Annotated in this window: 12 protein-coding genes and 1 riboswitch; of the genes, 7 read left to right on the top strand and 5 right to left on the bottom strand. The window is 60.2% G+C overall.

Annotated elements, in window-relative coordinates:
• The first annotated feature begins 9 nt into the window (after positions 1-9).
• From AC07V0_RS12520 to AC07V0_RS12505, 4 genes are all read left to right on the top strand, one after another.
• Positions 10-1,005, top strand: a complete 996-nt coding sequence (locus AC07V0_RS12520) for an ArsR/SmtB family transcription factor (protein ID WP_064620901.1) — start codon at positions 10-12, stop codon at positions 1,003-1,005.
• 18 nt (positions 1,006-1,023) lie between these two features.
• Positions 1,024-2,214, top strand: a complete 1,191-nt coding sequence (gene metK, locus AC07V0_RS12515; RefSeq protein ID WP_007937912.1) for a methionine adenosyltransferase — start codon at positions 1,024-1,026, stop codon at positions 2,212-2,214.
• 157 nt (positions 2,215-2,371) lie between these two features.
• Positions 2,372-4,051 (top strand): NAD-dependent DNA ligase LigB, encoded by a 1,680-nt coding sequence (gene ligB, locus AC07V0_RS12510; protein WP_086944421.1) that lies wholly within the window; start codon positions 2,372-2,374, stop codon positions 4,049-4,051.
• Positions 4,052-4,142: 91 nt separating this feature from the next.
• A complete protein-coding gene (locus tag AC07V0_RS12505; RefSeq protein ID WP_018928748.1) occupies positions 4,143-4,538 on the top strand; it encodes a DUF1090 domain-containing protein in 396 nt (131 codons plus the stop codon).
• 20 nt (positions 4,539-4,558) lie between these two features.
• On the opposite strand, the gene AC07V0_RS12500 is transcribed toward AC07V0_RS12505, so the two are convergent.
• Positions 4,559-5,008, bottom strand: a complete 450-nt coding sequence (locus tag AC07V0_RS12500; protein WP_086944420.1) for a c-type cytochrome — start codon at positions 5,006-5,008, stop codon at positions 4,559-4,561.
• Positions 5,009-5,136: 128 nt separating this feature from the next.
• Between AC07V0_RS12500 and mltA the strand changes: the two genes are divergently transcribed.
• Positions 5,137-6,309, top strand: a complete 1,173-nt coding sequence (mltA, locus tag AC07V0_RS12495; RefSeq protein ID WP_495019599.1) for a murein transglycosylase A — start codon at positions 5,137-5,139, stop codon at positions 6,307-6,309.
• Between the two features lie 116 nt (positions 6,310-6,425).
• On the opposite strand, the gene AC07V0_RS12490 is transcribed toward mltA, so the two are convergent.
• The gene (locus tag AC07V0_RS12490) at positions 6,426-6,812 is read right to left on the bottom strand and encodes an MAPEG family protein (RefSeq protein WP_018928745.1); all 387 of its coding nucleotides are present in this window, start codon (positions 6,810-6,812) and stop codon (positions 6,426-6,428) included.
• A gap of 50 nt (positions 6,813-6,862) precedes the next feature.
• Positions 6,863-7,696, bottom strand: coding sequence for an EamA family transporter (locus AC07V0_RS12485; RefSeq protein ID WP_018928744.1), 834 nt, complete (start codon positions 7,694-7,696; stop codon positions 6,863-6,865).
• Positions 7,697-7,906: 210 nt separating this feature from the next.
• Here AC07V0_RS12485 and AC07V0_RS12480 point away from each other — a divergent pair, with 210 nt between their 5' ends.
• Entirely contained in the window at positions 7,907-9,076 is a 1,170-nt protein-coding gene (locus tag AC07V0_RS12480; RefSeq protein ID WP_086944418.1) for an MFS transporter, read from the top strand.
• 6 nt (positions 9,077-9,082) lie between these two features.
• Here the strand turns inward: AC07V0_RS12480 and AC07V0_RS12475 are convergent, their stop codons facing one another.
• Together AC07V0_RS12475 and AC07V0_RS12470 are read right to left on the bottom strand one after the other, a co-directional pair.
• The gene (locus AC07V0_RS12475) at positions 9,083-9,970 is read right to left on the bottom strand and encodes a formate/nitrite transporter family protein (RefSeq protein ID WP_018928742.1); all 888 of its coding nucleotides are present in this window, start codon (positions 9,968-9,970) and stop codon (positions 9,083-9,085) included.
• 242 nt (positions 9,971-10,212) lie between these two features.
• On the bottom strand, positions 10,213-10,617 hold the full coding sequence (locus AC07V0_RS12470) for an acyl-CoA thioesterase (RefSeq protein ID WP_064620913.1): 405 nt from the start codon (positions 10,615-10,617) through the stop codon (positions 10,213-10,215).
• A gap of 198 nt (positions 10,618-10,815) precedes the next feature.
• Positions 10,816-10,914, top strand: a riboswitch (S-adenosyl-L-homocysteine riboswitch).
• Between the two features lie 23 nt (positions 10,915-10,937).
• On the opposite strand from AC07V0_RS12470, the gene ahcY reads away from it, so the two are divergent.
• Positions 10,938-12,347: an adenosylhomocysteinase gene (gene ahcY, locus AC07V0_RS12465; protein ID WP_018928740.1), complete on the top strand. Its 1,410-nt coding sequence runs from the start codon at positions 10,938-10,940 to the stop codon at positions 12,345-12,347.
• Positions 12,348-12,511 lie beyond the last annotated feature (164 nt).

Below are 12,511 nucleotides of genomic sequence, written 5' to 3'. Positions count from 1 at the left end.
GCTGGCCTTATGAATCTGCGCGTGCCTTCCATTCAACATGACGATTGCGATGAGCTGGCGGCCCTGTGCAAGGCCGGCGGCGATCCTCTGCGGCTGAATGTATTGCGCGCGCTGGCCAACGATTCGTTCGGCGTACTGGAACTAGCGCAGATCTTCGGCATCGGTCAGTCCGGCATGAGTCATCACCTCAAGGTATTGGCCCAGGCCGAACTGGTGGCGACCCGCCGTGAAGGCAATGCGATTTTCTACCGTCGTGCCCTGCCCCACACCGATCTGCTGGGCGGCAAGCTGCATGCCGCGCTGCTCGAAGAAGTGGATAACCTGACCCTGCCGACTGACGTCCAGGCGCGGATCGGTCAGGTCCACGGGCAACGTGAGGCGGCCAGCCAGGACTTTTTCTCGCGGGTCGCGGAGAAGTTTCGCGCCCAGCAAGACTTGATCGCCGGCCTGCCGCAATACCGCGAAAGCGTGGTGGCCCTGCTCGACAAGCTGAGTTTCGGCCCCGGCGCCACGGCCATCGAAGTAGGCCCCGGCGATGGTGCCTTTCTGCCGGAGCTGGCGCGTCGCTTCACTCAGGTCACGGCGCTGGACAACAGCCCGGCGATGCTCGAACTGGCCCGCCAGGTCTGCGAACGTGAAACGCTGGCTAACGTCAGCCTGCAATTGGCCGATGCATTGAACGGTGTAAACCTTCAGGCCGACTGCGTTGTATTGAACATGGTGCTGCACCATTTTGCCGCGCCGGCCGAAGCGCTCAAGCACATGGCCGGTTTGCTGCAACCAGGCGGTAGCCTGTTAGTGACAGAGTTATGTAGCCACAACCAGAGTTGGGCCAGGGAGGCCTGCGGTGATCTCTGGTTGGGGTTTGAACAGGACGATCTGGCCCGTTGGGCCACCGCTGCGGGACTCGTTCCCGGGGAAAGCCTCTATGTAGGCTTACGTAATGGTTTCCAGATACAGGTCCGCCATTTTCAGCGACCGGCTGGCGACACTCACCATCGGTAAATTCAGGAAAAAATCGAGATGAGCGAATACTCCCTCTTCACCTCCGAGTCCGTGTCTGAAGGGCATCCGGACAAAATCGCCGACCAGATTTCCGATGCGGTGCTGGACGCCATCATTGCTGAAGACAAGTTCGCCCGCGTGGCGTGCGAGACTCTGGTGAAAACCGGCGTGGCAATCATCGCAGGTGAAGTCACCACGTCGGCCTGGGTCGATCTGGAAGACATCGTCCGTAACGTGATTCTCGACATCGGCTACAACAGCTCCAATGTCGGCTTCGACGGCGCGACCTGCGGCGTGATGAACATCATCGGCAAGCAGTCCCCCGACATCAACCAGGGTGTTGACCGTGCCAAGCCTGAAGACCAGGGCGCCGGCGACCAGGGCCTGATGTTCGGCTATGCCAGCAACGAAACCGACGTGCTGATGCCAGCACCGATCACCTTCTCGCACCAACTGGTTCAGCGCCAGGCCGAAGCCCGCAAGTCCGGCCTGCTGCCTTGGTTGCGTCCAGACGCCAAGTCGCAAGTGACCTGCCGCTACGAAAACGGCAAGGTTGTCGGTATCGACGCCGTTGTACTGTCGACCCAGCACAACCCGGAAGTGTCCTACAAAGACCTGCGCGAAGGCGTGATGGAACTGATCGTCAAGCACGTGCTGCCTGCCGAACTGCTGTCCAAGGACACCCAGTTCCACATCAACCCGACTGGCCAGTTCATCATTGGCGGCCCGGTGGGCGACTGCGGCCTGACCGGTCGCAAGATCATCGTTGACAGCTACGGCGGCATGGCCCGTCACGGCGGCGGCGCGTTCTCCGGTAAAGATCCATCGAAGGTTGACCGTTCGGCGGCCTACGCCGGTCGTTATGTGGCCAAGAACATCGTGGCTGCCGGCCTGGCCGAGCGTTGCGAGATTCAGGTTTCCTACGCAATCGGCGTCGCTCAACCAACTTCGATTTCGTTGAACACCTTCGGCACCGGCAAGATCAGCGACGACAAGATCGTCAAACTGGTCCGCGAAGTGTTCGACCTGCGTCCATACGCGATCACCACCATGCTCGACCTGCTGCACCCGATGTACCAGGACACCGCGGCGTACGGCCACTTCGGTCGCACCCCGGAAACCAAAACCGTGGGCGACGATACGTTCACCACGTTCACCTGGGAAAAAACCGACCGCGCCGACGCTCTGCGTTCTGCTGCCGGCCTGTAAGACTTCTCCGGTTGTACAAAAAGCCCCGCACGGTTCGCCGTGCGGGGCTTTTTCATGAAGAAGATCCCACCTCGAAACACGCAGAATTACACCTCTGCACTCCACACTCGAAACCTGACTAGCCTTGAAAGCATCCCAACGAGCAAGGACGCTCTCGATGCTGCCCAACCTGCGCCTGTTTTTCGGTTTCCTGCTGACCCTCACCTGCCTGACCGCCAATGCCGCCGACTGCCCCGATTGGCCGCCGGCCCGCGCTCTGGACGAAATCAACGCACTGCAAAAGCGAATCGACCTCTGGGACGACAGCTATCATCGCGAAGGACGCTCTTTGGTCGCCGATGAACTCTATGATCAATCCCGCATACGACTAAGCGAATGGCGCGAGTGTTTTGACTCAGGCCCTTCAGCCGAACCGTTGCGCACTGCCCGTGGCACGATTGCTCACCCCATCGCCCACACCGGCCTGGAAAAACTGCGCGATGGGCGCGCCGTCGAAGCCTGGCTGAAAAATCGGGATGAGGTCTGGATTCAACCCAAGGTCGACGGTGTGGCTGTGACGTTGATCTATCGCAACGGCTGGCTGCACCAGGCGATCAGTCGTGGTGACGGGATAACCGGCCACGACTGGACTGCCTCAGCGCGCCAGATCGCCGCCATCCCTCAAAAACTTCCACAACCGCTCGACCTGCTGTTGCAAGGCGAACTCTATTGGCGCCTGACCGAACACGTGCAAGCCGAGGCCGGCAGCCTCAATGCCCGCGCCACGGTGGCCGGGTTAATGGCACGCAAGACGCTGAACCCCGAGCAAGCCGCCGGTATCGGCGTGTTCGTCTGGGACTGGCCACAAGGCCCGAAAAGCCTGCCCGCCCGCGTGGCGGCTCTGGATGAGCTGGGATTCCCGAGCACCGCGCCCTACAGCCAGCCGATCGAGGCCTTCGCCGACGCCGAACGCTGGCGCGATTACTGGTATCGCTCGCCCCTGCCCTTTGCCAGCGACGGCGTCGTTTTACGACAGAACCAGCGCCCACCCGCCGAGCGCTGGCAGGCGAAAACGCCTTTCTGGAGTGTCGCCTGGAAGTACCCCTTCGCCCAGGCGTTGGCCGAGGTGCGCAAGGTCCACTTCAAGATTGGACGGACCGGCCGGATCACACCGGTGCTGGATCTGGCACCGGTGATGCTCGATGACCGGCAGATCAAGCGTGTCAGCGTCAGCTCCCTGCAGCGCTGGGAAGCGCTGGACATTCGTCCCGGCGATCAGGTCGCCATCAGCCTGGCCGGGCTGACCATCCCCAGGCTCGACGGTGTGGTATTGCGCAGCACCGAACGTCCTGAATTGAACGCACCGCTGGCAGCAGATTTTCATCCGTTGAGTTGCTGGCAGCCGACACCCGGATGCGAAAGCCAGTTTCTCGCACGGCTGGCCTGGCTCAGCGGCAAACAGGGGCTGGCCTTGCCGCATGTCGGGCCGGGCACCTGGGAGAAACTGCTCAAGGCCGAACGTCTCGACAACCTGCTCGATTGGTTGACCCTCGATGAGCAAGAGCTTGCTAACATTGACGGCTTCGGCGAACGCAGCAGTGCTCGTCTTTTGAACAGTTTCAACAGCGCCCGGCAACGACCGTTCGCTCGCTGGCTCAAAGCCCTGGGCTTGCCGCCGACCGGCCAGGCACATCTCGCCGATTCATGGCAGGTGCTGGCGCAACGAAACACCGAACAATGGCAGGCCGAAACCGGCATCGGCCCGGGACGCGCGGCGCAACTGAGCGCATTTTTCCGCGACCCGCAGGTCCTGGCCTTGAGCGAGACATTACGTGTTGCCGGGATTGACGGTTTTTAGCAGCCGGCGACGCCCGTCAGCCTGGGAACCCATAGGTACCGATGCGCTCAAACAGCCCATCGCTACATCGATTTTTTCACCTGGAGCCTTTATGAAACTTCTTTCACCGCTCGCCTTGTTGACCCTGTGCAGCGTGATGGCCGCTCCATTAATGGCCGACGAAGACGCCCCGGGCCTGACCGGCTGCGCCGCCAAAAAACAAGGCATCATCAACCAGATCGAACTGGCCAAATCTCACGGCAACGCCGATCAACAGGCAGGCCTGGAAACCGCCCTGAGCGAGGTCACCGCCCATTGCACCGACGCTTCCTTGAAGAAGGAACGGGAAAACAAGGTGCTCGACGCCAAGCACGAAGTCAGCCGGCGTCAGGCCGACCTCGACAAGGCGATGAAAAAAGGCGACGCCGAGAAGATCAACAAACGCAAAGACAAACTGGCTCAATCGCGCAAGGATTTACAGGACGCGCTCGACGAGCTGGATAAGTAATCCGGTTTGAACACGCCACCTCAATGATCCCGAAACTCTTTATGGCAGGCACTACAGGCGTCTTCGACTTTCTGCACCGCCGGCCCCAGGTTGCTGGCCTTGTAGGGTTGAACCTGGCTGGCGATCACCAGTTCACCGGTGGCGCCTTCAAGGGTGCGGGCCATTTCCTGGAAGCGTGCCTGCTTCTGCCAGACATCGTCCTTGGCGCTGGTGTGATCTGCTTCGCGCACCTGCGGGAAATGTTTCCACGGCTCATGGGACAACGCGTCGAGCTTCACGGCACCGTCGGCGAATTTCGGGCCATCGAACGGAATACGCCCACGCAACATGCCACCCAGGTCTTCGCCGGTCTTGAGCATTTGCTTGAAGATCGCCTTGCGCTGGCCCAGAGGCGAGTTCGGGTCGACACCGCCGCAGGCGGACAAGGTCAGGCAGGCCAGCAATACAACAGAGAGTCTTTTAAGAGTCATGGTGGCTTCAGATCACTGGAAACGGCAGCCAGTATCCTCGCGTCACCGGCAAAGACCAATAGCCCTATTATCAATACGGGTTGTTTGAGCGCATGGAGCACTCAGGCAACCGGCAAAGGAATTACTCCATGAACAGCCGTTTCAAGGCGTGGCGTCACAACCTGGCCTGGACCCTTCCGATGGTGGCCATACTTGCTGGCTGCACCGGTGGCGACAGTAGCAAACCGAAAACCCACGCACTGGCGACCTACTCCAGCGCTACCTGGGAAGCCCTTCCAGCGGTGTCCGACAATGACCTCGTCGCCGGTTTTGGCTCGTGGCGCAGCGCCTGCACCCGACTCAAGGCCGACCCGGTCTGGGGTGGCACCTGCGCCGCTTCCGCCAATGTTCAGCCAACCGCCAGCGAAATCCGCGGCTTCCTCAAGCAAAACCTCGATGTTTACGGCTTGCGCGCCACCAATGACAACCCCAACGGCCTGATCACCGGTTACTACGAACCGGTGTATCCCGGCAGCCTGACCCAGACCGAGCAAGCGAACATCCCGGTGTACGGCGTGCCCGAGGACATGATCATCGTCTCGCTGGACAGCATTTACCCGGAACTCAAAGGCAAACGCCTGCGCGGACGACTCGAAGGTCGCGTGCTCAAGCCTTATGACGATGCGGCAACCATTGAAACCAATGGCGTGAAGGCGCCAGTGATTGCCTGGCTGACCGACCCGATGAACCTGCAGTTCCTGCAAATCCAGGGTTCGGGGCGCATCCAGCTCGATGATGGCCGTCAATTGCGCATTGGTTATGCCGACCAGAACGGCCACCCCTATCGACCTATCGGCCGCTGGCTGGTGGATCAGGGCGAGCTGAAGAAAGAAGAGGTAACCATGAGCGCCATCGATAACTGGGCCAAGGCCAATCCGACGCGCATTCCCGAACTGCTCGGCAGCAACCCCAGCTACGTGTTCTTCAATCGCAACCCGGACAGCAACGAAGGGCCGCGCGGTTCGCTGAATGTGCCATTGACCGCAGGTTATAGCGCGGCAGTGGATCGCAAGGTGATTCCGCTCGGTAGCCTGTTGTGGTTATCGACGACGCGACCGGACGGCAGCGCACTGGTGCGTCCGGTGGCCGCTCAAGATACCGGCGGCGCGATTGCCGGCGAGGTCCGCGCAGACCTGTTCTGGGGCACGGGCGAAGCCGCCGGGCAATTGGCCGGCGACATGAAACAGCAGGGGCAGATCTGGATGCTCTGGCCTAAAGGGGCGGCGTTGCCTCAGGTGCCGCAGGTGGCTGACAAACTTTAGAAGCAAAAGATCGCAGGCTGCGCCAGCTTCAACATCGAGAGCGTTCGTCGCAATATCGCGAATGAACATCGATCCCTGCTGGGAATGGCGCAGCCTGCGATCCTTTGATCTTGCCGTTAAACAGACACCACAAAGAAACTGACAATCAGCCCCATGCCAATGGCCCACACCAGCGACCGCAGAATCGCCCAGTCCGCCAGATAGCAAATGATGTACAGCAGCCGACTGGTGATGAACAGCACCGATAGCACATTGATCGTCACCAGTTCGGCATTGCCGGCCAGATGCGCCACGATCACCGCCGCGGCAAACGCCGGGGTCACTTCGAAGCTGTTCAACTGCGCCGAATGCGCACGCCTGGCCACGCCTTCGAGCGAATCCAGAAACGCCCTTGGGTCGTGATTCTGTTTCAGCCCGAACTTGCCATTGCTGAACTTGGCGACGCCTGTGCACAGATAAGGCAAGCAGATCGCAATCAAAATGCACCACAGAGCAACCGTCATAACGCAGTCCCTTCTTCAAGTTGTAGAGAATCGAATTCCATCAGCGGCGACTAAAACTTCATCACCAACATGCCGATCAATACCAGTCCACAGGCTAAGAGCCGTGGCCTGCCAAAAGGTTCTTTGAGGTAGCGCATGCCGAACAGCACCACCAGAATCACGCTGATCTCGCGCAGCGCCGCAGCCTCGGCAATCGATCCGAGCTGCATGGCCCACAGCACCAGAGCGTAGCTGAACAATACGCAGAACCCGACCGCCAACCCCAACCGCCACTGCTCACGCCAGAACAACATGAACGCCGGGCGTTTGCGCACCAGCGCCAGCAATGGGAACGGCCAGGCACTGAGCACTGTGACCCAAACCAGGTAGTCCAGCGGATGGGACCAGCGCCGCAAGGCCTGGCCATCGATGAAGGTGTAGCAACCGATGCACAACCCGATCAGCGCCACCACCGGCAGCATCGACCACGGCAGGCGCACCCCGCCACCGCCCTGCCAGAGCAGGCACACCATGCCGAACGGGATGAGCAAAATCCCGAAGATCTGCTGAGCCGTCAGCACTTCACCGGCGAAGATCAGCGTCAGCGCCAGCACCACCAACGGTGACAGGCCACGCATCAACGGATAGACCAGGCCGAGATCGCCGACCCGATAGGCCTGGATCAACAGGTAGCGATAGAGCAACTCGAATGCCGCCGACGCAAGAATCCACGGCCACATATCCAGTGGCGGCAGCGCCACGAAGGGTAGCATCAGCGCGACAAACAGCAACGCCACGCTGTCCATGCAGGCCACCACCAACAGCCGCTCCGCGCTGAACTTGATCAGGGTATTCCACGCCGCGTGCAACAGCGCCGCCACCAACACCAGAATTGTCGCAAGCACGGCACACTCCTTGTATTGCCCCTACATCGCGGGACAGAGATTTGATTCGCCATATGTCCGCAGCTGTTTATACTGCAAGCGACCACGCCGCACTCAGTTGCGCACAGACTAATTCCAATAACTCCTGCCTCTGCCCGCTCTCATCGAGAACGGTCGTCGGCCTGCGTATGCCTGATCAAAGCGTCAAGACTACCGACAGAGACCTTGCGCATGCCACTCGCCTTGCTTGCACTGGCCGTTGCCGCTTTCGGCATCGGCACCACTGAGTTCGTCATCATGGGCTTGCTGCCCGATGTCGCCCGCGACCTCGCCGTGAGCATTCCTCATGCTGGCCTGCTCATCACCGGTTATGCCCTGGGCGTGGTGTTCGGTGCGCCGATTCTCGCGGTCGGCACCGCCAACATGCCGCGCAAAGCCACACTGCTGGGCATGACGCTGATGTTCATTCTCGGCAACATCCTCTGCGCCCTGGCGCCGAACTACGCCACCTTGATGGCCGCACGAGTGATCACCGCGCTGTGCCATGGCGCGTTTTTCGGCATCGGCTCAGTGGTCGCTACCAGTCTGGTGGCACCGAACAAACGAGCCCAGGCAATTGCCATGATGTTCACCGGCCTGACCTTGGCCAACGTGCTGGGCGTGCCATTGGGCACTGCTCTGGGGCAATACGCCGGCTGGCGCTCGACCTTCTGGGCAGTGTCGGTGATTGGCGTGATTGCAGCCATTGCGCAGTGGGTCTGGCTGCCCAAGGAAATCCCCATGGACAAAGCCAACCTGGCCAGCGAATTCAAAGTGCTGGGCAAGGTCAATGTGCTGCTGGCGCTGGGCATGAGCGTGCTGGCGTCTACCAGCCTGTTCAGCGTGTTCACTTACATTGCGCCGATCCTGCAGGACATCACCGGCGTCAGTCCGCATGGCGTAACCATCATGTTGCTGTTGTTCGGGGTCGGCTTGACCGGGGGCAGCATGCTCGGCGGCCGATTGGCGGACAGTCGTTTGCTGCCTTCGCTGGTGGGGATGACATTGGCCGTGGCCATCGTGCTGGCCGCCTTCAGCCAAACCAGCCATTCAGTGATACCGGCGGCGATCACGCTGGTGTTGTGGGGCATCTTCGCCTTCGCGCTGTGCCCGATCCTGCAATTGCTGATTATCGATCAGGCCCATGAGGCGCCAAACCTCGGGTCGACGTTGAATCAAAGCGCATTCAATCTCGGCAACGCCGCCGGGGCTTGGATTGGCGGACTGGTGGTGGCCAGTGGCGCGGACCTGGCGGACTTGCCGTGGACCGGCGCACTGGTCAGCGTATTCACGCTGCTGACGGCGCTGTTCTTCATCTACCTGCAACGTCGCAGTGCTGCCGCAATCAACGTCTCTAGCTGACATTGATCATTTTTTGATCTTCTGCGGTTCGGATTCCTGAGCCCGCTCCGCAGAGGTCTTCGGCGGCCCGCTTTCACTGCGAATCTGCGCGTGACTGATCAGCGCGAAGATAAAACTGCCGCCAATAATGTTCCCCACCAGCGTGGGACCTGCGAACACCCACCAGAAATCCTTCCACGGCAACTCGCCGGCAAACACCAGGTAAGAAACCTCGACCGATCCGACCACGATGTGGGTGAAATCGCCCAGCGCCATGAAATAGGTGATGAGGATGATGATCCACATCTTGGCGCTTTCCATGGACGGGATCATCCAGACCATGGTGGCGATCATCCAGCCGGAGATGATGCCTTTGGCGAGCATCTTGCCGGCATCGTTCTCCATGACCTTGCGCCCGATCTCAAGGAAGGCCAGATCGGTCTTGCTGTCGAATATCGGCAGGTGCAGCATCACATATGCCACCAGCAAGGTGCCGCAGAGGTTGCCCACCAGCACCACCGTCCACAGCCGCAGCAACCGACCGACATTACCCAACGTTGGCTTGCTCATGATCGGCAGCACGGCGGTCAGGGTGTTTTCGGTGAAGAGTTGCTGACGGGCGAGAATCACCGCTAGAAAACCGGCGCAATAACCGAAGCTGGCGATCACCTTGTAGCCTTCGCCGTCCGGCAGGCGCGAGTTGAGCAGTCCCATGCCCATCAGCGACAGGCCCATGGTCAGGCCGGCAGCCAGCGCCGACCACCACAGCGCCGCAACGCTACGTTCGAGTTCCTGATCGCCTTGGGTGCGAATGATTTCGTGCAACACCGCCGCACGCGGGGGCTGGTTTTTATCGACCTCGCGCTGTTCCTGTGCCGAGAGGTCCGGGGTCTTGCCGTCGTTGGGCGTGTCCATAAGGCTGCTCCTGAACCGGTGGCGTGTCGTTTACGTACGACACGCGGGGTTCGGAGCTGTTCACTACCGGGGGAACGCAGCAAACCCTGTGGCGAGGGAGCTTGCTCCCGCTCGGCTGCGAAGCAGTCGTAAGCTGACGTGAAGCCTGCCTGAAAGAACCCAATGATAGATTTCAGGGCCGCTTCGCGCTGGAGCGCCAGCCCGGCCCAACGGGAGCAAGCTCCCTCGCCACAGAGCGGCAACTACTCGCCAATGTCATCATCCTTGAACTGGTCTTTGACGTACCTGATCTCGGTCCGGCCGTGCGGCATGGGCAGGCCGTCTTCGCCCAGGTTCACGAACACCATCTTCTCTACCGTCAAAATGCTCTTGCGAGTGATCTTGTTGCGCACTTCGCAGGTCAGAGTGATCGAGGTGCGACCGAACTCGGTGGCGGTGATGCCCAACTCGATGATGTCGCCCTGACGCGAGGCGCTGACGAAGTTGATTTCGGAAATGTACTTGGTGACCACGCGCTGATTACCCAACTGGACGATGGCGTAGATCGCCGCTTCTTCGTCGATCCAGCGCAGCAGGCTGCCGCCGAACAGCGTGCCGTTGGGGTTGAGGTCTTCGGGTTTTACCCATTTGCGGGTGTGGAAATTCATACTCACTCCTGACCGTCTTGCCGATTGATGCCGGCCATCATGGCAGAGCCCGGACTAGAGCTCTATCAAGCATCGACTATGGTCTCGATTACCGTTCGGACATTGACCAACAGAAACGCTTTGGAAGATCAGCATAGCCCGCTATAATCGCCCCCGTTTCAAAACGGTCATGTTTGATTGATACCGTTTTCCCGCCACCTGTCCGAGGGGCGCTGCAGCAGGTTCAACCTGTCAGGCTCGGATGGGGCGTTGACTGGCCACGGCCAGACACTAAACGCACAACGGCGCCCATTCGCATACATTACGAATGGAGGCTCTTCATGAGCGCTGTTATCACGCCTGCAGATTTTAACGATTACAAAGTCGCCGACATGTCCCTGGCTGCCTGGGGCCGTCGCGAAACCATCATCGCCGAATCCGAAATGCCGGCCCTGATGGGTCTGCGCCGCAAGTACTCCGTCGAGCAACCGCTCAAGGGCGCGAAGATTCTCGGCTGCATCCACATGACTATTCAGACTGCCGTGCTGATCGAAACCCTGGTTGCCCTGGGTGCCGAAGTACGCTGGTCGTCCTGCAACATTTTCTCGACTCAGGATCAGGCCGCCGCTTCCATCGCCGCTGCCGGCATCCCGGTGTTCGCCTGGAAAGGCGAGACTGAAGAAGAGTACGAGTGGTGCCTGGAGCAAACCATCCTCAAGGATGGCCAGCCTTGGGATGCCAACATGATCCTCGACGACGGCGGCGACCTGACCGAGCTGCTGCACAAGAAGTACCCACAAGTACTGGACCGCGTCCACGGCGTCACCGAAGAAACCACCACCGGCGTTCACCGTCTGCTGGACATGCTGGCCAAGGGCGAGCTGAAAATCCCGGCCATCAACGTCAACGACTCGGTGACCAAGAGCAAGAACGACAACAAGTACGGCTGCCGTCACAGCCTGAACGACGCGATCAAGCGCGGCACCGACCACCTGCTGTCCGGCAAGCAAGCGCTGGTCATCGGTTACGGTGACGTGGGCAAGGGCTCGGCCCAGTCCCTGCGTCAGGAAGGCATGATCGTTAAAGTCTCCGAAGTCGACCCGATCTGCGCCATGCAAGCCTGCATGGACGGTTTCGAACTGGTTTCGCCGTTCATCGACGGTATCAACAACGGTACCGAAGCGAGTATCGACAAAGCGCTGCTGGGCAAGATCGACCTGATCGTGACCACCACCGGCAACGTCAATGTTTGCGACGCAAACATGCTCAAAGCCCTGAAGAAACGCGCTGTGGTCTGCAACATCGGTCACTTCGACAACGAAATCGACACCGCTTTCATGCGCAAGAACTGGGCATGGGAAGAAGTGAAGCCGCAGGTTCACAAGGTTCACCGCACCGGTCCAGGCGCTTTCGACGCTCAGAACGACGACTACCTGATCCTGCTGGCCGAAGGCCGTCTGGTTAACCTGGGTAACGCCACTGGTCACCCAAGCCGCATCATGGACGGTTCGTTCGCCAACCAGGTTCTGGCGCAGATCTTCCTGTTCGGCCAGAAGTACGCCGACCTGTCGCCAGCCCAGAAAGCCGAGCGCCTGACCGTTGAAGTACTGCCGAAGAAACTCGACGAAGAAGTGGCCCTGGAAATGGTCCGCGGTTTCGGCGGCGTGGTCACTCAACTGACCAAGCAACAGGCTGACTACATCGGCGTTACCGTCGAAGGCCCGTTCAAGCCGCACGCTTACCGCTACTGATCGGTCCAGCAGTCCGCTCCCCATGGGAGCGGACTTATGCAGGAACCACGCTTCCTGTAGGAGCGAAGCTTGCTCGCGAACGCTTCACCGCGGTGCTGCTGAAAGACCGCGGCGCCTGCTTCGCGAGCAAGCTTCGCTCCTACAGGAAGCACGGCGCCTACAAG

This window comes from Pseudomonas sp. GW821-FHT01E10 (assembly GCF_059422365.1).
This window is presented reverse-complemented; position numbering and strand designations above follow the sequence as displayed.